The sequence below is a fragment of the Salinibacterium sp. UTAS2018 genome (genome assembly GCF_004118935.1).
Classification (GTDB): domain Bacteria; phylum Actinomycetota; class Actinomycetes; order Actinomycetales; family Microbacteriaceae; genus Rhodoglobus.
This window is the reverse complement of record NZ_CP035375.1, coordinates 459,302-482,223: the sequence shown is the minus strand read 5'-3', so window position 1 is coordinate 482,223 and position 22,922 is coordinate 459,302. Positions and strand designations below refer to the sequence as shown.

The 22,922-nt window shown below is 60.2% G+C and carries 24 protein-coding genes and 1 pseudogene; 17 read left to right on the top strand and 8 right to left on the bottom strand.

The window, feature by feature from the left end:
- The first annotated feature begins 3 nt into the window (after window positions 1-3).
- The 3 genes from ESZ53_RS02295 to ESZ53_RS14275 all read left to right on the top strand — a co-directional run bounded on the left by ESZ53_RS02295 (window position 4) and on the right by ESZ53_RS14275 (window position 1,392).
- Entirely contained in the window at window positions 4-489 is a 486-nt protein-coding gene (locus ESZ53_RS02295; RefSeq protein ID WP_129071357.1) for a heme-degrading domain-containing protein, read from the top strand.
- A 304-nt stretch (window positions 490-793) separates the two neighbouring features.
- Window positions 794-1,123 (top strand): hypothetical protein, encoded by a 330-nt coding sequence (locus tag ESZ53_RS02290; RefSeq protein WP_129071356.1) that lies wholly within the window; start codon window positions 794-796, stop codon window positions 1,121-1,123.
- A gap of 131 nt (window positions 1,124-1,254) precedes the next feature.
- Window positions 1,255-1,392 carry a hypothetical protein gene (locus ESZ53_RS14275; RefSeq protein ID WP_168187175.1) on the top strand — a complete coding sequence of 46 codons (138 nt, stop codon included), beginning with the start codon at window positions 1,255-1,257 and terminating at the stop codon, window positions 1,390-1,392.
- 63 nt (window positions 1,393-1,455) lie between these two features.
- Here ESZ53_RS14275 and ESZ53_RS02285 read toward each other — a convergent pair whose 3' ends face one another.
- The 7 genes from ESZ53_RS02285 to ESZ53_RS02255 form a co-directional block, all read right to left on the bottom strand.
- Window positions 1,456-2,238, bottom strand: a complete 783-nt coding sequence (locus ESZ53_RS02285; RefSeq protein WP_129071355.1) for an SDR family oxidoreductase — start codon at window positions 2,236-2,238, stop codon at window positions 1,456-1,458.
- A 112-nt stretch (window positions 2,239-2,350) separates the two neighbouring features.
- Complete coding sequence (locus ESZ53_RS02280; RefSeq protein WP_371683542.1) at window positions 2,351-3,349, bottom strand: zinc-dependent alcohol dehydrogenase family protein; 999 nt, start codon at window positions 3,347-3,349, stop codon at window positions 2,351-2,353.
- A gap of 107 nt (window positions 3,350-3,456) precedes the next feature.
- Entirely contained in the window at window positions 3,457-4,848 is a 1,392-nt protein-coding gene (locus ESZ53_RS02275; RefSeq protein ID WP_129071354.1) for an NAD-dependent succinate-semialdehyde dehydrogenase, read from the bottom strand.
- Window positions 4,849-4,901: 53 nt separating this feature from the next.
- Entirely contained in the window at window positions 4,902-5,090 is a 189-nt protein-coding gene (locus ESZ53_RS02270) for a hypothetical protein (protein ID WP_129071353.1), read from the bottom strand.
- Between the two features lie 272 nt (window positions 5,091-5,362).
- Window positions 5,363-5,566 (bottom strand): hypothetical protein, encoded by a 204-nt coding sequence (locus tag ESZ53_RS02265; protein WP_129071352.1) that lies wholly within the window; start codon window positions 5,564-5,566, stop codon window positions 5,363-5,365.
- Window positions 5,567-5,662: 96 nt separating this feature from the next.
- Window positions 5,663-8,614, bottom strand: coding sequence for a lamin tail domain-containing protein (locus ESZ53_RS02260; protein WP_168187174.1), 2,952 nt, complete (start codon window positions 8,612-8,614; stop codon window positions 5,663-5,665).
- 221 nt (window positions 8,615-8,835) lie between these two features.
- The gene (locus tag ESZ53_RS02255; RefSeq protein WP_168187173.1) at window positions 8,836-9,711 is read right to left on the bottom strand and encodes a LysR family transcriptional regulator; all 876 of its coding nucleotides are present in this window, start codon (window positions 9,709-9,711) and stop codon (window positions 8,836-8,838) included.
- 115 nt (window positions 9,712-9,826) lie between these two features.
- Between ESZ53_RS02255 and ESZ53_RS02250 the strand changes: the two genes are divergently transcribed.
- From ESZ53_RS02250 to ESZ53_RS02235, 4 genes and pseudogenes are all read left to right on the top strand, one after another.
- Window positions 9,827-10,108, top strand: a complete 282-nt coding sequence (locus ESZ53_RS02250; protein ID WP_129071349.1) for a hypothetical protein — start codon at window positions 9,827-9,829, stop codon at window positions 10,106-10,108.
- Window positions 10,109-10,163: 55 nt separating this feature from the next.
- A complete protein-coding gene (locus ESZ53_RS02245; RefSeq protein WP_129071348.1) occupies window positions 10,164-11,126 on the top strand; it encodes a hypothetical protein in 963 nt (320 codons plus the stop codon).
- Window positions 11,123-11,419, top strand: a complete 297-nt coding sequence (locus ESZ53_RS02240; protein WP_129071347.1) for a transcriptional regulator — start codon at window positions 11,123-11,125, stop codon at window positions 11,417-11,419. Before ESZ53_RS02245 ends, ESZ53_RS02240 begins: the two co-directional genes overlap by 4 nt.
- Window positions 11,420-11,533: 114 nt before the next feature.
- Window positions 11,534-13,923: pseudogene (locus tag ESZ53_RS02235) on the top strand (ATP-binding cassette domain-containing protein).
- Between the two features lie 53 nt (window positions 13,924-13,976).
- Here ESZ53_RS02235 and ESZ53_RS02230 read toward each other — a convergent pair.
- Entirely contained in the window at window positions 13,977-14,381 is a 405-nt protein-coding gene (locus ESZ53_RS02230) for a VOC family protein (RefSeq protein WP_129071346.1), read from the bottom strand.
- A 237-nt stretch (window positions 14,382-14,618) separates the two neighbouring features.
- Here ESZ53_RS02230 and ESZ53_RS02225 point away from each other — a divergent pair, with 237 nt between their 5' ends.
- The 10 genes from ESZ53_RS02225 (at window position 14,619) to ESZ53_RS02180 (ending at window position 22,804) form a co-directional block, all read left to right on the top strand.
- On the top strand, window positions 14,619-15,005 hold the full coding sequence (locus tag ESZ53_RS02225; protein WP_129071345.1) for a DUF805 domain-containing protein: 387 nt from the start codon (window positions 14,619-14,621) through the stop codon (window positions 15,003-15,005).
- Window positions 15,006-15,058: 53 nt separating this feature from the next.
- A complete protein-coding gene (locus tag ESZ53_RS02220; RefSeq protein WP_129071344.1) occupies window positions 15,059-15,985 on the top strand; it encodes a YHYH protein in 927 nt (308 codons plus the stop codon).
- Complete coding sequence (locus ESZ53_RS02215) at window positions 15,982-16,617, top strand: DUF305 domain-containing protein (RefSeq protein WP_129071343.1); 636 nt, start codon at window positions 15,982-15,984, stop codon at window positions 16,615-16,617. The genes ESZ53_RS02220 and ESZ53_RS02215 overlap by 4 nt, the downstream gene beginning before the upstream one ends.
- 113 nt (window positions 16,618-16,730) lie before the next feature.
- The gene (locus tag ESZ53_RS02210; RefSeq protein WP_129071342.1) at window positions 16,731-17,414 is read left to right on the top strand and encodes a GAF and ANTAR domain-containing protein; all 684 of its coding nucleotides are present in this window, start codon (window positions 16,731-16,733) and stop codon (window positions 17,412-17,414) included.
- A gap of 29 nt (window positions 17,415-17,443) precedes the next feature.
- A complete protein-coding gene (locus ESZ53_RS02205; protein ID WP_129071341.1) occupies window positions 17,444-18,184 on the top strand; it encodes a GAF and ANTAR domain-containing protein in 741 nt (246 codons plus the stop codon).
- 107 nt (window positions 18,185-18,291) lie between these two features.
- Complete coding sequence (locus ESZ53_RS02200; RefSeq protein WP_129071340.1) at window positions 18,292-19,488, top strand: NAD(P) transhydrogenase subunit alpha; 1,197 nt, start codon at window positions 18,292-18,294, stop codon at window positions 19,486-19,488.
- A complete protein-coding gene (locus tag ESZ53_RS02195) occupies window positions 19,485-19,811 on the top strand; it encodes an NAD(P) transhydrogenase subunit alpha (RefSeq protein WP_129071339.1) in 327 nt (108 codons plus the stop codon). Before ESZ53_RS02200 ends, ESZ53_RS02195 begins: the two co-directional genes overlap by 4 nt.
- Window positions 19,808-21,229, top strand: a complete 1,422-nt coding sequence (locus ESZ53_RS02190) for an NAD(P)(+) transhydrogenase (Re/Si-specific) subunit beta (protein ID WP_129071338.1) — start codon at window positions 19,808-19,810, stop codon at window positions 21,227-21,229. The genes ESZ53_RS02195 and ESZ53_RS02190 overlap by 4 nt, the downstream gene beginning before the upstream one ends.
- A gap of 65 nt (window positions 21,230-21,294) precedes the next feature.
- Entirely contained in the window at window positions 21,295-22,368 is a 1,074-nt protein-coding gene (locus tag ESZ53_RS02185) for a 2,3-butanediol dehydrogenase (protein WP_129071337.1), read from the top strand.
- Window positions 22,358-22,804 carry a pyridoxamine 5'-phosphate oxidase family protein gene (locus ESZ53_RS02180; protein WP_129071336.1) on the top strand — a complete coding sequence of 149 codons (447 nt, stop codon included), beginning with the start codon at window positions 22,358-22,360 and terminating at the stop codon, window positions 22,802-22,804. Before ESZ53_RS02185 ends, ESZ53_RS02180 begins: the two co-directional genes overlap by 11 nt.
- Window positions 22,805-22,922: the final 118 nt, after the last annotated feature.

Below are 22,922 nucleotides of genomic sequence, written 5' to 3'. Positions count from 1 at the left end.
GAAATGACCCGCTCCCTGCCTCACTACACCGTGGCCGATCTCGAGTACCTGAACCTCGTCGATTGCATTCGTCTCTCGAACGACGATGCCGTGGCGTTAGGGCTATTCGCCGTTCAGGTCATCAAAGAGCGGGAACTCAATCTCGCCGTAGAGATCGTGCTCGACGGCGATGTCGTTTTCAAGGCAAAGCTCAAGGACACTAACCCGGACAATGACCCTTGGCTCACTGGCAAGGCTGCGGTTGCGGTGAGGTTTGAGGAGCCGTCACTGCTGGTGAAACTCCGCCATCTGGCCGCTGGTGCCGCGTTCGAAGACCGCAGCGACGTCGACCATGAGACATTCAAGGCACACGGAGGTTCGATTCCGTTGCGCGTGGACGGCACGGTCGTCGGCACGCTCACGATGTCGGGGGAGCCGGACGTACTCGATCACCAGGCGGCAGCGGAAGCACTCGCTCGCTTTTTGGATAGCCGGAAACTGACCTCTTAGGCCGCTCGCCCCTCAATGCGAGATATTGTCTTTATTTCTGGGTAGGCTTGTATTTGTGAGCGAACCTCGAACCTCTCCCCGCGGCCCGAGGTGCACCATCTCGAGCCAGGGGAGCGGCACGAGCTCTGCGCGCAGGGGAGCCGTCGCTGCGCTGGCACTGCTGGCTTTCGTTACCCTCGCTGGCTGCACCTCAACCGACGATCTCAGCACTACTGACAGCCCTGAACCATCCGGCACGAGCTCGAAGTCGAGCACAGACGCGGAGGCGGGAGCGAACACGGGCGACGGCGATACACCTCACGTTATGTCAGAAAATCTCATGCTGATCGAGTTCGATGTGGACGGTGAGCGCGTATTGGCCCAGAGCTCCAACGAGAACGAATTCATCGACACCTCGGCCTTCACCCCAACGACGGGGCGCATCGCCATTTATTCCGACTGCATCGGATTCGGAAGAATCACGATTGCCCTCGACGACGACATCGAAACATCGCGCGTGTGCAGAACGAACGCTGAGGATGCCGCCCACAAAGATGACTTAGTCGTCGACGCGTCGACGAGCTATTCGGTTTCCGTCTCGTTGACGGAGAATCAGCCGTGGGCGGTTACCGTCACTGAACTGCCGCCAGAATGATGGGATTCGCCCCGCTCGGGCCGGACTACATCAGTATCCGATAATGCACATTATGTCAGCTTAGCGAAAAACTGGCTCCTCGCACCGCCAGCGTGAACAGCTGGCGGAGAAGCCAACGAAAAGAACCCAGAATGGATTTCGTTATCGCCGTCGTTCTTATCGGCGTGTTCCTGTACGTGCTCCACGGTGTCATCCGCAGCGCCGTTCGCGACGGCATTTTGCTGGCCGCCGAAGAACGTGAATCGGACGACATAGCTAGTACTGAATAGTTCTCATGCTTGCTGCCGAAAAGGGAGCAGGCGGCTCACCGAACCGCCCACTCCCCTGCCCTTTTAGTACTTATATGACTGACCGCCATCGATGGGCAGAACGGTCGCGTTGACGTAACTCGCGTCATCGCTCAGCAGGAACGCCACGACTGCAGCGATCTCGGGAGCTTCACCGAAGCGCTTCGTTGGGTTGCCCTGGATGAACTGCTCGGCGGCTCCACGCGGGTTCTCAGCATCCAGCTGCTTCATCGAGTTTTCGACCATGGGCGTCCAGATGGCACCTGGAGCAATGGCGTTGATCCGGATGCCGTGCTCAGCGTATTCAATACCCGAGTTGCGGGTGAGCCCCACAACGCCGTGCTTGGCCGCGGCGTAACCGGACTGGTTTCCGATTCCACGGATGCCACCGACGCTGGCCGTGTTCACGACCATGCCGGATCCCTGTTCACGCATGATCTTGAGAACTTTCTCGAGACCCAAGAACACGCCGCGCAGATTGATGGCGACGACCTTGTCGAACTCCTCTGCGGAGAAGTTCTCCGTGAGGTTCTGCTTGCCTTCGATGCCAGCGTTGTTGAAGAAGCCATCGATGCGCTCAAAGCGAGCGATCGTCTCTGCTACGTAGCGGTCTACATCCGCTTCCTCGGAAACGTCAGCAACGACTGTCAGCACCTCGGCGTCAGGAGCAGCTTCAGCCACTGCTTTCACTGAGTCAGCCAGGCCAGCCTCCGAGATGTCGACGAGCGACAGTTTCGCGCCTTCCGAAGCAAGACGAACGGCAGCGGCACGGCCGAGGCCGGATCCCCCACCAGTGATGAGAATGACGCGATCTGAGAAGCGATTCATGAGTAACCTTTCGAGTGGAGACTAATCTTTATACAAGTTTGACTATACGGTTCGAAGCTGAGCGCCGGCTCAACGGATGACAATGATGCCGTGAGCAAATCAGGGTCTGGACCTACGCCATCGTTATGACGATGGAGCCCGATGCGTGGCCGCTGCGGAGATCTGAAATCGCTGTGTCGACGTTCTCGAACGGATACGTAGTGACCGTCGGGCGGATTGCTAAGTTGTGGGCAAGAGTGAGGAAAGCGGCGCCATCGGCACGGGTATTGGCGGTCACCGTGCGCAAATCTCGCTCGTTAAAGAGGACAGCCTGATAGTTCATGGCAGGAATGTCAGTCATATGGATGCCCGCTAGCACCACTGTTCCGCCACGTTTCGTCGCGGCTAGCGCTACCGGTACGAACTCCCCCACCGGTGCAAACACGATTGCGGCATCCAGTTCGTCTGGCGGTGCTTCGGTTTCGTCACCGACGAAGGCCGAGCCGATACTTCGCGCCAAGTCCTGGTTTGCTACCCCACGAGTCATCGCGTAGATCGTCGCGCCGGCGGCCTGAGCAATCTGGGCGGTGATATGGCCGCTCGAACCATAGCCATAAATTCCGAGCTTTCCGCCATCGGGCAATGCCGCCCGGGAGAGCGCCCGGTAGCCAATGATGCCGGCACAGAGTAACGGTGCGACCTCAATCGCATTGACGTTGGCAGGAAGAAGGTAGGCGAACGCTTCAGGAACAGTGGCGTATTCAGCAAAACCACCATCGGCATCCCACCCGGTGTATTCAGAGTGCGGGCAGAGATTCTCGCGCCCACTCCGGCACCACTCACACACGCCACACGTGCGTCGCAGCCAAGCAACGCCCACGGTATCGCCGACATTCAGTTGTTTCACTTGGTCACCAAGGGCAACCACCGTACCCACTATCTGGTGACCCGGCGTTACGTGAGGCGCGTGGGGTTGAAGTTCTTGGTCGACCACATGAAGATCAGTGCGGCAGAGCCCGCACACGATCACTCGCACGACGACTTCATCGGGATGAGGGAGAGGTTTCGCCTTCGAACCAAGACTGATGGCTCCTGGCGACGCTCCTGTGCTCCACGCCTTCATCTGTTCCATCGGATGCTCCCACTTCGCGATTCAGAGTGGGACGCGCGCACACGAGTTCCCACTCGTTTGACCGGACGGCCAGCCCACGGACCGGAGCTGGCCACCCGAGGTAGGGATCAGAACGCCGCGTTAATGTCCACGACGTCGATGACCTTTTTGTTTACGAATTCTTGAATACCGAGGTTGGTCAGTTCGTGACCGTAGCCGGAGTGCTTGACACCACCGAAGGGAATGTCGGCCTTCACCATTGTCGGGTGGTTGACGTAGACCATGCCCGTGTCGATCTTCCTGGCGACCTTTTCACCGTTAACGGTGTCCTTCGTGAAGACGGAACCTCCTAAGCCAAAGGGCGAATCGTTGGCGACAGCGATCGCCTCGGCTTCATCCTTAACTCGGATAACGATGGATACCGGTCCGAAGAACTCTTGGTAGTAGCACGGGTTCTTCGAGTCCATCTCGGTGAGGATCGTCGGCTGGTAGAACGCTCCGGTCGATGGCACGGGGGCACCGAGGGTTTCGGCCTTCGCTCCCCCAGCGATCGCGTCCTTCACCTGCCCTGCGAGCTTGTCGGCAGCAGCCTGAGATGACAACGGTGCAAGCGCCGTTGTCGGGTCCATCGGGTCGCCTGCCTTCAACGCTGCAACACCGGCACGATACTTCTCAAGGAACTCATCGAAGACCGCATCGACCACGATCATTCGCTTCGCCGAAACACAGACCTGACCGGCGTTCCAGTGGCGACCGAACACGGCCCACTCGACTGTCTTCTCCATATCAGCGTCCTCAAGAACAACAAATGCGTCGGAGCCACCGAGCTCGAGGGTGCTCTTCTTGACTGCTTTCGCCGCGTAGGCGGCGATAATCGAGCCCGCTTCTTCGCTCCCCGTGAGCGCTACGCCGCGAACGCGAGGGTCAGCGATCACGTGCTCAGTGAGGTTGTGCGGAAGAAAAAGGTTCTTGAATCCGCCGGCAGGAAGTCCGGCGCGCGCAAACAGGTCATCGAACATCGCCGCTGACTGAGGAACGTTGCTCGCGTGTTTGAGCAAGATCGTGTTGCCTGCCACTAACTGCGGTGCCGCAACACGAACAACTTGGTAGTACGGGAAGTTCCAGGGCTCGACGGTAAGGAGAACACCAAGCGGCTCATTCACAATCTCGACTTCACCTTCCGCGGCATACGCGACCGGAACTTTCTCCGTCTCGAGCAATGCGCCACCACGTTCCGCGTAGTACTCGAGGATGTCGGCCGACAGATCCACCTCAGCCTCGGCCTCGGCGATCACCTTTCCCATTTCCAGAGTGAGCAGTTCTGCGTAGCGACGCTTGTCTGCCCGCAGAAGCTTCGCGGCTTTGGCGAGCACCGCCATCCGAGTTGAGTACGGAGTTTCACGCCAAGACAGGAACGCTTGATGCGCCGCCGTGATGGCCTCGTCGACTTCCTGAACCGTTGCATCGGGGAACGTCGCGACTACTTCATTCGTATACGGGTTAATGGTTTGGTACGCCATTATGGGGATCCTTTCGTGTGTTTTTTATTGCGAGGCGGGAACGCTGCTGCCAATCAGGTCGCAGGAACCAGCACGGGTGGAAACCGGAAGACGGCGCGCACGTCGCCGAACATCCCGAGCAGCTCGGTCGGGACGAGAGTGGCCGCCGGCGCGGCGAGAAGGGACCGCGAATCAGCTTTCGCGGACTCCATACGAGGGTCTACGCGAAGCGCTAAAACTGGGGCGGCGAGTGCTGCGGTCATAACATTCCTCTGGCGATAGCGAAAGATATTCGCTGCCGAGGACTGGAGCAACAGAAGCAACGCTACTCCTCACCGCCACCGACTTTTTCCAGTTTCGGTAAATTGCCAGAAAATACGTGCTGAGTTCTCTCCGCGCCTTTACGGCGCCGCGAAAGCGCACAAAAAAGACTCGGCGTGCCGCACCGGTTTCCCGGATACGGACTCACGTCGAGCCTGGCCGTGCAGGGTGCTGTCCCACCCCGTAGTTGCTTAGTTTGCTACCACTTCTCTTCTCAGTCGCGTGGCCCATCCTCCGAATTGAGGTCATGCTCGTCATACACCGGGGACACTTCGCGGAGCTCCGAGCCTTCGGGCGCTCCCTCCTTCGCGAAAGGAACTACTGGTTCGCCAGCGACGGCATCGTTGGTCACCAGCTCATCGGCATCGATTGCGTCATTCGGATATTCGAATCCGGAGTCGGTGGAATCTGAATTCATGGTGCGGCCTTCCTCAGTAAAGCGATTGCCCGCGAGCGACCTCGCGCGTCTGCGTCTATTGAACGCCGCCAGGGAGCCAGAAACAAGCGCGATTCTTTACCGGGGCGAAACGCCCGCCTCGCGGCGACGAATCATGACCATCGCGAATCCAGCGATGAGCATCATCAACGGCAGCTGAATCGGTAACGGTGATCCTGAACCGGTGAACGCGAGCGAACCTGCTTCCAGTGCAGTGATCGTGATATCGGCCCAACCGATTAACGAGCCATCTGTCGCGGTCACTACCAACCGGTGAGCACCGGGTGACAGCGCCAATGGAAGGGTGGCTGAGACGGTGCCGGCGGCGCTGACTGTGGGCGATCCCAGCAGAGTCGGCGTGGAGTAAATCCACGTGTTCACGACAGTGCCAGCAGGTGACGCGCCCATAGTGATCGTGATCGTTTCTCCGGGTTTCGCGCTTGCCGGTGCTGTGATCGCACCTCGGTTCGCCTCTACGAGGCTCGCGGCCGGTACTGCAACGGGAGTCGTCGGAATGGTTGGGTCGGTCGAGTCTGTGGGATCCGTCGTCACGGTGCAGTCGACGGTGCCTGACCGCAGCGCGATGCCGCCCGTGTTCGAGTCATCCGACCAGTAAACGTTCGTAGAATCGGAGACACACTCCGAGTGCGGCACCACAGCGAAGCCCTCGTTGTTGAGATTCAGCATGCCAGAGGGACGCTCAAAGACGGTGGCGACTTCGAACAAGCCCTTGGCGGCACCATCCTGGACGATCTCGAGCAGTGCGCTGCGTCCCTCACACGTGTCGTCGCAGACGGCCCAAAGTGCACCCAGCGCGGCATCGAACTCGAGCTCCATCACGCCAACGAAACCACTCTCGATCGTCGCAACGCGCTGATACGAGCCGGAGGTTTGGTCCAGCGCGTAGGCGTAGATCGCGCCGTTGGCTTCGAGACCAACGAAGAAGAGTCCGTCGCCGTGATCTGCGTACGTCGCGGGGCTATAGAGAGCGTTAGTACTCTCGTCGATGAATCCTTCAGCCACGAGGTAGCTGTCGGGAATCCACGCGATGCCCTCGAGCCCCGAGTTTGCTGCAGTAACCGGCAGGTCGGCCGTGAGGTTCCATTCCTGGCTAGCCGTCAGCTCCGAGGCGGAACCCGAGACGTCGTAGCGAAGAATCGTTGGGCGGCTAACACCACTGTTGGAGTTGTCGCGCTCGCTGGCGATGAAAACCCCCTCGGATGCTCCCGCCGCCGTCAACGCGACGCCTTCGGCATCCACATCGCCGGATCCATCGGAGTAGTGCAGGCGCTTGCTATCGCTCCACGAGTCGCTCGTCGCAGGCACCCAGTTAGCGCCGTCAAAGACGAGCTTGTAGAGCGAGCCTGGCCCGTTCTTGGCAGCCCACAACACGTCTCCAGAAGGCGCGGCTTCGAAAGCGAGCCCGCTCATATTGTCGCTGAACTCGTCTAGCTCGTTGACCGCAGTGACGGTCGAGCCGCCCGGCCACGGCGCGGTTTCGAGTTCGCCAACGCAACTGTTCGCAGCACCCTTGGTCGATGCCTTCGACGTCTCGAAGTCGCCCGTTCCGTCGGGGCAGCGCGCGTAGGTCGTGATGGCGTGCGAGGTCCACACGTAGCTATCCACGAGCGTGACACCGTCAGGGCTGAAAAGTCGTGCCGAATCTCCCCCGCCGAGCCCAAAGTCAGGCTCGACCACGAGATAATCGCCCGCGGCAATGGTGGTGCCGGCAGCAAGAGTAAAGACGTGACTGTCGTCGTTGTCCTTGAGGATGAACCCCGAGACATCCGCTTCATCAGAACCGTTGTTTTTCAGTTCGATCCAGTCGCTGGAATCGCCACTGGACTCGACCTCGTTGATACGGATCGGCGGGCTACAGTCGTTGGCTGCGCCCTTTGTCGCACTGGTCGTGTCACCAAAATCCGCGCCGCACACTCCAAGCGTCGTAGGCGAATGGCCACTCCAGCTACGCGAGTCGATCGCGGTGAAGCCGTCGGCCGCAAAGACGCGCACCGAGTCTGCCGTACCGAGCCCGAAGCTCAAGGTGGGCTGGTCGAAGACGTAGAAGTCTCCCGCAGCAAGAACCGTGGCGGCGGGGATGCGTGCGAGGTGACTGTCGTCGTTGTCCTGAATGATCCAGCCGGAGATGTCGACCGCGCTGCTGCCGCTGTTGACGAGTTCGACCCAGTCGGTCGCGTCACCGTTCGATTCGATTTCGTTAATGCGAACACCCGGGAGTTCAGCCGCACCACAATCGTTGGCAGCCCCTCGAGTGGTGCTGTTCGTCGTCGCGAACTCACCGACGCCGTCTGGGCAGCGACCGTAGCTGCTGCTCGCATGGGTAGTCCAGCTGTAGCTGTCGATCCGCGTCGCTCCGTCGGTCTGGAAGACGCGCGCGGCATCCGAACTGCCTAAACCGAACGATGGCTCGAACGCATAGAAAGCGCCTGGTTCGATCGTCGTTCCACTCGGGATCTCGTCGGTGCCACTGTCCTTATCGTCCTTGAGAACGAGGCCCGAGACATCAACAGTGAAGTTAGAAATGTTCGTGAGTTCGATCCAATCAGCAGCCTCACCGCTCGATTCGATCTCATTGATTCGCACCGCGGCATCCGCAGTGATCTCGCAAGCGTTCGCCGCGCCCTTGGTCGAAGCCACCGTGTCGCGGAACTCCCCGGTACCGTTTGCGCAACGCCCATAGGTGACCGTAGCGTGTCCGTCCCAGGCGTACGAATCGACCAGAGTCACCCCGTCGGCAAGAAAAACCCGCGCGGTGTCTGCCTTGCCTAGTCCGAAGTTGTCTGGGTTAGCGTCATCGTTCACGTCGACCGCCAGGTACCCACCAGCCAGAATCGAAGAGTCGACAGGGAGGGTCAGTGTGCGGTCGTCTTTGTCATCCTTGAGGACCCACCCCGAGACATCCACTGATTCTGTTCCCGTGTTAATGAGCTCGACCCAGTCGAAGTCATCGCCGTTCGACTCGACTTCGTTGATGAGGATGCTCGGCACTGCCGCTGCGATAGCAGGCACTGGGGCTCCTACCGCCGGCAGAGCTACCAGCGGTACTGCCAGAGCAAGGGAAGTGATCAGGGCGGCAAGGGGCCGTCTGCGCATGAGGAATGCCCTTCAAGGCTTCGTCGATGGATGCCCGTCCGGGTGGCGAGGCAAGCGCAGTCTTGGGGAACCGTGTAAACCGCGGGTGAACGCGAGCTAACGACGCGGTGCTCGACCGTGCGTCTGGCGCAGCCGCGTTAGTCGCTCATCGCGTCGAGCAACGACACCACAGTGGAACTACGGGGAGAATGCGGATTCCAGACTGCTTCGTAACTGATGAGCAACGGGGTTCCCTCCCGGAGCACCGGCTGGGATCGCGCATCCGGAGAGAACTGCGATCGCGGAAGCAAAACCCCTCCCAGCCCAAGCTCGCCCCACTTCTGCAGCGTGCGGTAGCTGTCAGCCTCTCCGGCGTAACGCGACAAGGGGCGGTTCGACTCTGTGAATAGCGCCTCGGTGAATGTGGTGAGCCCACAGGCGTCACCGACCAAGACGAGCGCCTGAGCGGCGAGCGTCGAGAACTCAATCGCCTCGCCATTGCCCCGAGCGGCGCCCGACGGCAAGTAGTGCAGGGCTTCGCTCTCGAGAACGCGGTTTGCGAATTGCCCGGCGGGTGCGACCGAGGGAATGAACAGAACGTCCAATTCTCGTTGCGCAAGGGCTTCTCGAAGTGGAACCATGTTGTCTTCGCGAAGAACGAGAGCACCCAGCTGTTCACGACTCGCCGCCTCGAGCGCTCGACCAATGAGCGACGACGCGAGGAGTGGAGACACGCCAACGCGGAGCGGTGGAGCGCTATCGCGAGCACTCGCAATCTCGTGCGCGATGCTTTCCACTGAGCCGAGCATGTGGAGAACGTGAGGCAGAATCGTGCGTCCCAGCGTGGTGACCGCCACCCCACTGGGTGAGCGATCGAAGAGCTGCGTTCCAATCGTGCGCTCGAGGGTAGCAATCCCCACCGACAGTGCGGGCTGGGTAACGCCGAGAGAGAGTGCCGCCTGCGAGAAGGAACCGAAGTGAGCGGCGGCCCGAACATAAGCGAGCTGCACAACGGTGATCGATTCGCCATACATTTTCTTTATAGCCCCCATGATCAAGTTGCGGGTTCACGCGAACCCGCTTGCTTGCAATCATAGGTTCTACGAGCTCGGAGCCCTCATCGGGAGCCGCCTGATCAAAGGAATTATTATGGCGCAGTTACAGATCACTCTCGTTGTCTCTGACGAGAATCGCGCGGCCGCCGCAGCCGTGTATGCCAAGTACAAGCAAGAATTTCTCGACGGTGCGGCGGGGGCAACATCGAAGCAGCTCCTCATCCGCTCCGAAGACGTGCAAGTACTGCACGTCTTCGACACTGCCGAAAACGCCAACGCTTACCTCGCGAGCGAGCTGTTCACGAATGATGTCGTGCGCGAACTAAGTCCGTTACTCGACGCAGCTCCCGAGGTGCGCATTTACGACGAGGTGTAGCCCCCACGACCGTGCGACGTATTCGTGCAAAACTCATTTCTGTTACGCTTTCCACATGGAAAGTGAATCTCACGACTCCCCCAGCATCGCCAACACCAGCCTGGCCCCGACCATCAAAGACGCTTCTCAACTGCTTGAGCAGCACGCCGACGTGCGGGATTCCGTTCAGCAGCGGGGCCCCTCACGCGGCTTCGCGTGGTTCCAGCTTTGGGCCGGGCTGATGACTCCGATCTACATAGCGGTCTTTCTGTTCGCGTTCTCCGCGGATGCCGGCACGGCAGGCGAGAATAACCCCGGTAATTTTTCGCAGACGTCGCTCCTCATCGTGCCCATACTGGCCTTCAGCGCCTTGGCCACCGGCGCTCGCGAACGGTTCGGCATCCGCACAGCGCTGCCGCGCCTCATCTGGATTCCCCTGGGTGTGGCGCTTCTCGGCATGTTCGTTCTCTCTGGCCTGTCGGTGTTCGACGTTCTCTACCCCAGTTGGCTCATCGTGCTGGTGGCCCTGACCGTGCTCATTCCGCTTGTTGCCCCAGCGATAGTTCAATTGGTGCGCGCACCTACCCCTCAGAATCACGCGCCGACGGCGTACGCGCGCCTCAGTAGGCCCGTGCAGATTACTACGGCAATCATGGGGGCGGTTGCTGGGTTGCTCGTCGCATCCGGCACCAATGTGATCGTCTCGATGCTCGTGATGCTCGCGGCACTCGCGGGCATCATGCTCGCCTTCGTTCTGAACGAATCCCCCTGGACGCTGCCGCGTGCCGGCTACGAATGGGGCTGGATTCAGTGGACAGCATTCGCGCTGGCAACCAGCACGCTCTTCCTGTTCGCCGTGCTCAACCCGCTGTCGGTCTCCGTCTCCCCCGCAGTCTCTGTGATGTCAGGAATCGCAGTATTCGCGATCATGCTCGTGGCCGCCGCGCTGCCGGCAGCCGCGATTGAAGAGCCTGTCGACGCAACGCCCCTCGCCGCAGAGCCAGCCAAAGTGCCAGCGCCTGCGCCGGATGCGTCATGAAGCATCCCCGCCATCAGTTGGATGACGCGTTCCTCACGCCCGTGAGGCTCTCCCTCATGGCAGCGCTCGGGCGCAGCAATGAGATCGACTTCGCCACACTCAAGACGCTGCTCGAGGTTGAAGACTCCGCCCTCAGCAAAGCGATCAGCTACCTAGTGGATGCAGGCTACGCGAAAGCGATCAAAGGGACCGTCGGTAATCGCCCCCGCACCTGGGTGACGTCGACAGCAGCTGGCTACCGATCGTACGAGCGGCATTTACTGGCGTTGCGCGCCATTACGGCCCCCAATTAGTCGACCAACTGCCACAGGTCAACGCATTCGAGGGCCCCGATGTCACCATAATGGTCGATAGCATCCGCGATTTCGCAGAGCCGCGACATCCGCACCCTCAGGGAGACACCCACCATGGCCAGCACGAGCACCCCCGCCTCCCCCAGCGCCCACGCGGCGGATAGCCACGACCTCATACGGGTGCGCGGCGCTCGCGAGAACAATCTCACCGACGTGAGCGTCGACATCCCGAAGCGCCGGCTCACGGTCTTCACTGGTGTCTCGGGCTCAGGCAAGAGTTCGCTCGTCTTTGGCACGATCGCAGCCGAGTCGCAGCGCATGATCAACGAGACCTACAGCGCGTTTTTGCAGGGGTTCATGCCCTCGCTCGCACGCCCCGACGTCGATGTACTTGAGGGCCTCACGACGGCGATCATAGTCGACCAAGAACGCATGGGCTCGAACGCTCGCGCCACTGTCGGTACCGCGACCGATGCCAATGCCCTGCTGCGCATCGTGTTCAGCCGGCTCGGCGATCCCCACGTGGGCTCACCGCAGGCATTCTCGTTCAACGTGGCATCCATCTCCGGCGCCGGCGCAGTCACCTTCGAGAAGGGCGGCGTCACAACCAAAGAGCGTCGCGAGTTCAGCATTACCGGCGGTATGTGCCCCACGTGCGAAGGTCGCGGCACCGTCAACGACATCGATCTCACCCAGCTCTACGACGACAGCAAATCGCTCGCCGAGGGCGCCCTCACCATCCCGAACTACACGGCTGATGGTTGGATGGTGCGCATCTTCACCGAGTCAGGCTTTCTCGACCCCGACAAGCCCATCAAGAAGTACACCAAGACTGAGTTGCACGATTTTCTCTACAAAGAGCCGGTCAAGGTCAAGATGCAGGCGATCAACATGACCTACGAGGGTTTGATCCCCAAGATTCAGAAGTCGATGCTGTCGAAAGACCGCGAAGCGATGCAGCCGCACATCCGGGCGTTCGTCGATCGGGCCGTCACATTCACGGCCTGCGCCGACTGCGGGGCACTCGGCTCAACGAGGGCGCTCGAGCATCCAAGATCGCCGGCATCAACATTGCGGATGCCTGTGCCATGCAAATCAGCGACCTCGCCGAGTGGGTGCGTGGTCTCAAAGAACCCTCCGTTGCGCCGCTGCTCGAAGCACTGCAACAGACACTGGACTCGTTCGTGGAGATCGGCCTCGGTTACCTCTCGCTCGACCGGCCCGCCGGCACGCTCTCGGGCGGTGAAGCCCAACGCACCAAAATGATCCGCCACCTCAGTTCGTCGCTCACCGACATCACCTACGTCTTCGATGAGCCCACCATTGGCCTCCACCCGCACGATATTCAGCGGATGAACGAACTCCTGTTTCGCCTGCGTGACAAGGGCAACACCGTGCTCGTTGTCGAACACAAGCCGGAAACCATCTCGATTGCCGACCACATCGTCGACCTCGGACCAGGCGCGGGCACGGAGGGCGGTCAGATTTGCTTCGAGGGCAGCTTCGCCGAGTTGCGCCAGAGCGATACCGTCACCGGCCACCACATCGACGACCGGGTCTCGGTGAAGAGTGAGGTGCGCTCCCCCACGGGTGTCATGAAGATTCGTGGCGCCGACACCCACAATCTCAAGAATGTCGATATCGACATCCCGCTCGGCACCCTCGTCGTCGTGACGGGGGTTGCGGGGTCGGGCAAAAGCTCGCTCATCCACGGATCAGTAATACCCCGCGACGGAGTCGTCTCTGTCGATCAAGCCGCCATCAAGGGATCACGCCGCAGCAACCCCGCTACCTACACCGGGCTACTCGAGCCCATTCGCAAGGCGTTCGCGAAGGCCAACGGGGTGAAACCTGCGCTGTTCAGCGCCAACTCCGAAGGCGCCTGTCCCAACTGCAACGGCGCCGGCGTGATTTACACCGACCTCGGCGTCATGGCGACCGTCTCCACTCCGTGTGAGGTGTGCGAGGGCAAGCGCTTCCTGGCCTCCGTGCTCGAGTACAAGCTCGGCGGGCACGACATCAGTGAAGTTCTCGGAATGTCCGTTGCCGAGGCCGAAGCGTTCTTCGGCGAAGGCGAGGCTCGCACTCCCGCCGCCCACGCCATTCTCGACCGACTCGTCGATGTTGGGCTCGGCTACCTGCGGCTAGGCCAGCCGCTCCCCACGCTCTCGGGCGGCGAACGCCAACGCCTCAAGCTCGCCACCCAAATGGCCGATAAGGGTGACGTTTACGTTTTGGATGAACCAACCACCGGTCTGCACCTGGCCGATGTCGAGCGGCTGCTCGGTCTGCTCGACCGGCTCGTCGATTCGGGAAAGTCTGTGATTGTCGTTGAGCACCACCAAGCGGTCATGGCGCACGCGGACTGGATCGTCGACCTCGGCCCCGGTGCCGGAAACGACGGCGGTTCGATCGTTTTCGAGGGCACTCCTGCCGACCTTGTCGCCGCGAAGTCAACGCTCACGGCACAGCACCTCGCGGCCTACGTAGCGCAGGAGGACTAGCCAGCCCGCAACGCTCGCCGCGCTCGCAGCACACCGCATTTTTGCGTGCCGCGCTACCAGCTGTAGATCCTCGGGATGATGCTGTGCCGCACCGATTCATCGGGCCCCGGGAACACCACCATGATCGCTAGATGGTCGGGGTCGCGCCCCTCAACTACGTCGTAGTCGTCCAACCGTTCACGGCGCACGTGGGTGGACTCCCTCCGCAAGACATCTTCACAGCGCTGAAGTTCATCCATGCTGTCGGCGCTCCAGATTAGATACTGGATGCCGACCGATCCGAGTACCCGGCTCGGTTGGGCGTGTTTACCGCGCAAGTACAACTCATAGTTATCGGGGCCAACCAACAGCGCCGCCGATTCGCTGCGGATAGTGCACGTCACCTGCAGCAGCTCGCAATAGAACGCAACAGATCGATCGAGGTCCGAAACAAAAGTGACTGCAGATGAGAGACGCACGATAGCTCCTCGCCGAACGTCGGCAGGGGACGGCCGTTTGGCGAACCCCTCTGGCGACTTCAACGAACGCCAGTAAGCCGTTCGAGTGCAAGGCTACGCCTCCGGTCCGCCGACCGCTGCTGTCTTCATCAACTCCTCAGGAAGAGGCACCCCGCCAGGTCTCCCATCAGTATCTCTAGTGCGCCGCCGAACCGACGCCGTAAGCTTGCCGCTAACCGCCATCACGCTGGAGCATCCATGACATTCTTCGAATCCATCACCACCGTCTTTCGCAAGTACGCGGAGTTCGGTGGCGTCGCCGGTCGTCCCGAATACTGGTGGTTCGCTCTGTTTTCGTTCATCACAACGGCAATCGCCGGTTCGCTCGATCCTTTTGCCGGAACCGACATGGCCAATGTCGGATTCTCGATGGGCTTGAGCAGCGCCTGGTCTCTCGCACTGCTGCTGCCGCAGCTTGCTGTCACGGTGCGCCGACTCCGCGATACCGGCCGCCACTGGGGCAATATCTTCTGGATCCTCGTGCCGGTTGCTGGTCTCGTGGTTCTTATTGTCTTACTGTCCCAGCCAGGCATCGCGTGGCAGCAACAACCGAGCGTTCACCCCCAGCCCCCAGCCGCTCCATAAGCTTTTCATAGGAACCATCGCCACCATGATTCTCCTCACGATTAGGAGAAACCATGGGACGACGACTTTCCACACTGGCCGCGGCGAGCGTGCTGCTCCTTGCTCTCGCCGGCTGTACGGCTGCCGAGAGCACTGACGCTGAAACCAGCACGCCTACGGTCGAGGCAACCGAGAGCGCCACGACCGCAAACACGGCAACTTTTGCCGCGTCGAACGGTGACTGTGACGCGATGGCAGCGACGCTGCGTGACGTCGAGAGCGCTAATCCTGATCTGGTTGACCCGGAACTCGCGGCAGTCTGCGATGGCGACACCCTCACGATCACCAGCAACAGCATCCCCGACTATCTCTACATCGCGACCACACCAGGATCGCCCAAAGTTTCCGAATTGACCATGACCATCCCGGTCACCCCTACCGAAGCAGACGAGCCAAGCGCTGTGCCCTATCTTGGTGCCCTCGGCGTTGCGGTCAACGGAGTACCGATCTACGGGCCTACAGAAGGCACCGGCGGAGATGTGCAGTCCCTCGAGGGTGCCCTTTCGGTCTGCGGCAGCCACAGCGGTCCAACCGACTTCCACATCCATTGGTTTGGCTACGCGGATGGTGTCGATTGTCTCTATGACGCTGACGAGGTAGAAACCGGTGAATCACTCGTCGTGGGCTGGGCCGCTGACGGCTACCCCATCATGTCCGGCATCGTGTGCTCGGATGACGAGTGCAGTAAAACGACTCAGCTCACGAGCAGTTGGGAACTCACCGACGAATCACAATTCGCCACCGACACCTGGGCCGCCCACAGCTATGTCGAAGGCTCTGGCGACCTCGACGAATGCAACGGACGTGTCGACAGCGACGGACAGTACCGTTACTACGCCACCCCTACGTTCCCGTACTTCCTCGGTTGCTACCACGGTGATGTTGCGGATGACGCTCTGAGCGGTAACAACGCCGCCGCTCCCGGTGGTGGCCCGGCATGATCCCGGCGACAGAGCGTGTGGCAGGTGCGGTGAATCCCGCCCGCCGCAGCTTTCTCGCGTTCGGGATACTCGCCGCAGCCGGCTCAGCACTCGCCGCCTGCGCGACCTCTACCGCTACCGAGGACGCAAGCGCCGCCGAAGACACGCCCAGCGACACTGATATCGGCTTCTTTAAAGACATGGCGTTGCACCATGAGCAGGCCCTCGCCATGTGCCAGCGCGTGATCGGACGCGACAATGGCGACTCTGTTCAAGCACTGGCCGCCGACATCCTGCAAAATCAATCGTTCGAGCGAGGAGTGATGCACACCTGGCTTACCGTGTGGGGCGAGAGCACTGCGCCTCCCGAGACAGTGATGGCATGGATGGGGATGGAAATGCCGGCTGCCGATATGACCGGGCTCGCGACCGACGAGCAAATGACCTCCCTTTCCACCACCACAGGGATGGCGCAGGGCCGACTGTTTCTAAACCTCATGCGCGCCCACCACGTCGGCGGCGTTCACATGGCCGCTTATGCGAACGAACACGCCGCCGTGAGCACTGTGCGAGCAACTGCTGAACGCATGCAGGTCATCCAAACCTATGAAATCGGCATCATCGATCAGCTACTCTCAACTACCTATCTTTAGCCGGGCGTTCTCTTTCGCGGTGATAAACTCTCACCCGGAAGGTAAGCACTTTCCCAACTCGTCCACACCCTGCCTGAGTTCTTGATTGAGTGACCATCTCGTTGAAGGCCATTATGCTTTCGAATCCAGAAGTTTCAGCAACACCGGCGCCAGCTGACGATTGCCTCTGCTCGCCTTTCGCAACGACGCTCAACGTCACCGGCGTGGCAATTTCAGTCATCGATGAATACGGAAACCAATTGACCGTCTCCGTCAATGGCCGCCTTGCTGCACGATTGGATGCTCTTCAATTTGAGCTTGGTGAGGGACCAGCGCGGCAAGTACTTTCTAGCCGCTCCCCCGTGTTGTGGCCTGATCTCGAGCAGGACTCTGAGACAGGATGGCCCGTTTTCCAGAATGCCGCGCGCGAGCTCGGTGTCCGCGGAGTTTTCAGTTTTCCGCTCGTGCTCGGCAACGCCGTCGTCGGAGCAGTCAACTTGAGCACAACCACGCCTCGCTCGGCCGATGCCGATTTCGTTTCGAATGCTCAAAGCATGGCGAATAATGTAGCGCTCACGGCCGCTGAATGGGCACTTCACGCTGCTCAACGACACAGTTCGCCAGAGACTGAACAAGCACCAGCCCTTCGGCGCGAAGTCCATCAGGCCACGGGCATCATTATTTCGCAGTTAGGTCTCTCCGCTCCGGATGCCTTTGCCCGGCTGCAAGCCCATGCATTCTCTACTGGTCGCCCCGTCGATGATGTAGCACGTGACATAGTTACGCGCGTGCTTGAGTTCGATCCCGTCACCGAATAATCACCTCCCCCGCAGGAAAGAAGGATCAGATGGACGGCACAACGCGCGAGGCCCAGATCAGTGCAGCGTTCGTTACCGTTGCAGAAACGCTTACCGCCGAACACGACATGGTGGATGTTCTCCACACCTTTGTGGAACGGTGCGCAGAGATTGTGCGCATGGATGCCGGCGGCCTAGTGATGGTCGATGATGCTGATGATCTCCAACTCATGACGTCGACAAGCGAAGCGGCGATGATGCTGGAGAGTATGCAGCTCGCTGACGCAGCAGGCCCATGCATCGAGTGTTTTCGCACAGGAGAAGCGGTCGCCATCAACGATATTTCTACGTCAGTGGCGTGGCCCGAATTTTGTGCTAATGCCGTTGATCAGGGGTTCAATTCGCTGTTGTCGATCCCAATGAAAGTTCACGGCAGGGTTATCGGCACGATGAACCTCTTTCGTGCGGCGAGTGAAGCGGTCAGTTCACGCGATGCGGCTGTGGCTCAGGCCCTCGCCGACGTTGCGACAATCGGAATCACTCACGAGCGAGCCCTTCACCAAGCGCAGGTCGTCGAAGAGCAGTTGCAGAACGCTCTGAACAGTCGAATTGCCATTGAGCAGGCCAAGGGAGTAATCGCGAATGGGCTATCGCTCAGCATGGATGACGCGTTCGTTCTCCTCCGCAAATACTCCCGGGACTGCAATCTCACGCTACGGGCGGCGTCAGAGATGGTGAGCCGACGCGAGATCACGGTGCAACACATTGTCGCCGCGGCGACCAGAGGCTAACCCTCTCAGCATCTATTCAGATTCGGGCGGCGAACCCGGGTGTACGCTTTAACTAGTTGCTCCAGACCTTGGCAGCGGAATTTGTTCCGTTTCGACCAAGGATGGCAATGGCCAACTCAGATACAAGCCTGACCATCGGGGTTCTCTCCGAAAAAACCTCGCGTGAGCACCGCGTCGCTCTCGACCCGAGCGCCACCAAGCAGCTCGTTCAGGCAGGGTTCTCGGTGCTTATTGAAGCCGGGTGCGGTTCAGACGCGAGCTTTACCGATGAGAGCTACCTCTCCGCCGGGGCCACTCTCGCCGCGCGATCTGAGATCATCGCGTCGTGCGATGCACTCGCCGCCCTATCCCTCCCCGCGTCAGACGTCACTAACGCTCTTTCGTCGGGCAGCGCTGTCATTGGGCTTCTTGACCCTCTCAATAACCTCGACCGAGTCTCTACGTTGGCGGCTCAAGGGCTCACGCTCGTGGCGCTCGGATTGCTTCCCCGGACTCTGAGTCGTGCCCAGTCGATGGATGCGCTCAGCTCTCAGTCGAGCGCGGCAGGATATCGAGCGGGCATCGTGGCCGCCGAAAAATTCGGTCGCTACTTGCCCATGATGATTACAGCATCCGGAACCGCGACTCCTGCGAAGGCGATCGTGATTGGTACCGGTGTTGCTGGGCTCCAGGCCATTGCCACGACCAAACGCCTCGGTGCCGTGGTCACCGGCTACGACGTTCGCGCAGCCTCCCACACCGAAGTTGAATCGCTCGGCGCCAAGTTCCTCACGTCGTCCGTTGCGGCCGGCGCTGGTGAAGGCGGCTACGCCCGCGCAATGACCGCCGAAGAGCAAGCGATCCAACAGAAAGAACTTGCGGATGCTCTCGTCGCCTTCGACATCATCATCACGACCGCAAAAGTGCCGGGCCGCACTCCCCCGCTGCTGGTCTCGCAAGACACTCTCGCCGAGTTGAAGCCCGGTACCGTCTGCGTCGACCTCGGTGCGAGCGACAAGGGTGGAAATGTCTTCGGCTCAATCGATGGGGAGACTTTCACGACGGCGAACGGTGTCGTCGTGGTCGGCGGTGGCAACCTCGCCGCCGATCTTCCTGCCTCGTCCTCGCTAATGTATGGCCGCAACATCACCGCTGTCGTCGAAGCACTCGCCCCCGCGGGCACCATCGCGATCGATCCGGCTGACGACGTGCACAAAGCCATCGTCGTTTGCCATGCGGGAGATGTGACGAATGCGGCGGTACGCACAGCCCTCAACCTTGATTCCCTCGACTCCACCGAAACTGTGAAAGCTCAGGCCAACTGATGGAAACCTTGTACAGCAACCTCGCGATCTTCGTACTCGCGCTTCTCGTGGGCGTCGAAGTGATCGGCAAGATTCCCTCGACCCTGCACACCCCGATGATGTCGGGATCTAACGCCATCCACGGGGTCGTAATCGCTGGTGCGGTTGTCACGGCATCGCTCGCTGACTCCCCTACCGGCTACATCCTGACCTTCATTGCGGGCGCCTTCGCTGCCGCGAACGTATTCGGAGGCTATGTCGTCACTGACCGGATTCTGAAAATGTTCACACGGCCCACACCTCCTAAAAAAGCTGACACCACCACAACGGAGGACGCATCATGACCGGTTTCCAGTTCCTCGTCGGAATTCTCTATCTACTTTCGGCATCGCTCTTCGTCGTGGGGCTCCACATGATGCGGGCGCCCGCGACTGCCCGAAACGGTAACCGCATCTCTGCTATCGGCATGGTTATTGCGGTCCTCGCGACGATTGTGCTCGCCCTCGTTGTCGACGGCGGCGAATGGATTGCGTGGGTTGCCCTCACCGCAGGCGTGCTCGTCGGTGCAGTGTTCGGGGTCTATCGCGCTCGTACCGTCAAAATGACCGATGTCCCTCAGCTCGTGAGCGTGTTCAACGCCGTCGGAGGTAGCGCGGCTGCCGCAATCGCCTTCGCCGCGTTCATTCTCGCGACGAGTTCAGATCCTCTTGAATTGACGGTCTCTATCCCTGTTGTTCTCGATGTCCTGATCGGCTCGATTACTTTCTCCGGCTCGCTGATCGCGGCGGGAAAGCTCCAGGGCATCATCCCCGGTAATCCCGTCACATTCCCCGGCTCACGTCTGCTCAATGCGCTGGTCGCGTTGATCGCGCTCGGTGCGAGCGTCGCGGCAGTGATGCTTCCCCACAACACGCTGTTGCTCTTGGTCGTGCTCGTGACCGCACTCATCCTCGGCATTCTTATGGTGCTGGCGATTGGTGGCGCCGATGCTCCCGTCGTCGTTTCGCTCCTCAACGCCCTGACCGGCCTCGCCGTGGCCATGGCTGGCTTTGCGATCGACAATCAGGCGCTCATCATCGCGGGTGCCTTGGTCGGCGCAGCGGGCACCATCCTGACGCTGCAAATGGCGCAAGCGATGAATCGTTCCGTACTCTCGATCATCGTCGGAGGCTTCGGCACCGGCGAGACTACGGCGACGGCAGGTCCCGCGGATGAGGATCTCACCAATGTGAGGAGCCTCACCTCCGATGATGTCGCGATTCAGCTCGCCTATGCGCAACACGTGCTGATCGTTCCCGGCTACGGACTCGCCGCCGCCCAAGCCCAACACGAAGTTGCGGAACTCGCCGCCCTGCTCATGGCGCACAACATCGACGTCAAGTATGCGATTCACCCAGTTGCCGGCCGTATGCCAGGCCACATGAATGTGCTGCTGGCCGAAGCCAACGTGCCCTACGAACAAATGCTCCAGCTCGACGAGGCAAATGCAGCGTTCGACAACTGCGATGTCGCTCTTGTAATCGGCGCCAACGACGTCTGCAACCCGGATGCTCGCAAGCCGGGCAATGCCGTCTCCGGAATGCCCATTCTCGACGCCGATCATGCCAAAGCCGTTGTCGTCATCAAGCGCTCGATGCGGCCTGGCTATGCGGGCATCACGAACCCGCTGTTCACCGATCCCAAGACGGGGATGCTCTTTGCTGACGCTAAGAAGGCGCTCAAGGACATCACCGTCGCTGTCAAAGAGTATGTCTCGGCCTAAACCGAGCAGGAGCCGCCCGGCTTCGTTTTGTCTCCATCCGCTCTCCGTACAGAAAGAAGAAAACCATGAAGGCAGCACGTTTCCACGGACGCAAAGACATCCGCATCGATGACATTCCGGAACCAGAGCTTCGCCCCGGCGCAGTCGCTATCGATGTCGCATGGTGCGGCATCTGCGGCACCGACCTTCACGAGTATCTCGAAGGCCCAATCTTCATCCCGGCGGCTGGGCATCCGCACCCGCTGACTCACGAAGAAGTTCCCGTGACCATGGGCCACGAATTCTCAGGAACAATCACGGCTCTTGGCGAAGGAGTCACCGATCTCACAGTCGGAGAGAACGTTGTCGTTGAACCGTACTTTGTGTGCGGCGAGTGCGCCCCCTGTCGCGCCGGTAACTATAATCTCTGCACGAAAATGGGCTTCATCGGGCTGGCTGGCGGAGGCGGCGGTTTGAGCGAAAAGATCGTCGTCGAACGTCGCTGGGTTCACCCCATCGGAGACATCCCCCTCGATCAGGCCGCGCTCATTGAACCCCTTGCTGTCGGCCATCACGCGTTCGTTCGCAGTGGCGCGAAAGCCGGAGATACTGCTTTTATCGGTGGCGGTGGCCCGATCGGTCTCCTGCTCGCCGCCGTGCTCTCCGCCGAGGGAATCACCGTCATCATGTCTGAGCCAGGCACAGCGCGCCGCGAAATGGCGCTCTCTACGGGGGTCGCCGATCACGTGATCGATCCCAGTGTTGAGGATGCCGTAGCCAAGGTCATGGAACTGACCAACGGAGTGGGCGCCGACGTCGCATTCGAGTGCTCGAGCATCAACGCGGTGCTCGATCAGCTCTTCGATGCGGTGAAGCCCACTGGAGTGATTGTCAACGTCTCCATCTGGGGTCACCCGGCACAGCTCGATATGCAAAAACTGGTGCTCAAGGAGATCGATCTGCGCGGAACCATTGCCTACGCGCACGATCACCCTGCAACCATCAAGCTCGTTCAAGACGGCAAGGTCAATCTGGAGCCGTTCATCACGGGTCGGATCCACCTCGACAAACTCATCGACGAGGGTTTCATGACGTTGATAGATCACAAAGAAACTGCCGTCAAAATCATCGTTCGCCCGGAGGTCAGCAATGTCTCATGACATGAGTGAAGCCGGCTGGTCCCCGCAGGGGCCCGTCATCGAGTTGTCCGATCAGGCAAGCCTGGATCTGCTTGCCAGCAAGAGCTTCGGCCATCTCGCTCTCAGCAATGAGGGGCGTCCGGATATCTTCCCGGTCAACTATTACTGCGACAAGAAAACAATCCTGTTTCGCACCGCATCGGGCTCAAAACTTCACGAACTTACTGAGAACATGCATGTCGCGTTCGAAGTTGACGTGAAGACTCCGGATGACGTGTGGAGCGTCGTAGTTCGAGGGCTGGCGACAGTACTCGATGACGCCTCGCAGGTAACGGCTCAAGCTCTCAAGACGCTGCCCGATTGGGTGCCGATCGAGTCCTTCGTCTACATCCTGATCGAACCAGAATCCATCCGCGGCCGCCTCTTTGAGCGCCGCCTACCGATAGGACACAGCTAATGGCAACAGAATTGCTCTTCTGCGTGGACCACAACGGCACTTGTGAGCTCACCACTCCCACGTCCGGCGACGGTGAGGCCGACGAGAACGACTAAACGCACGGCACTCCACAACTGGT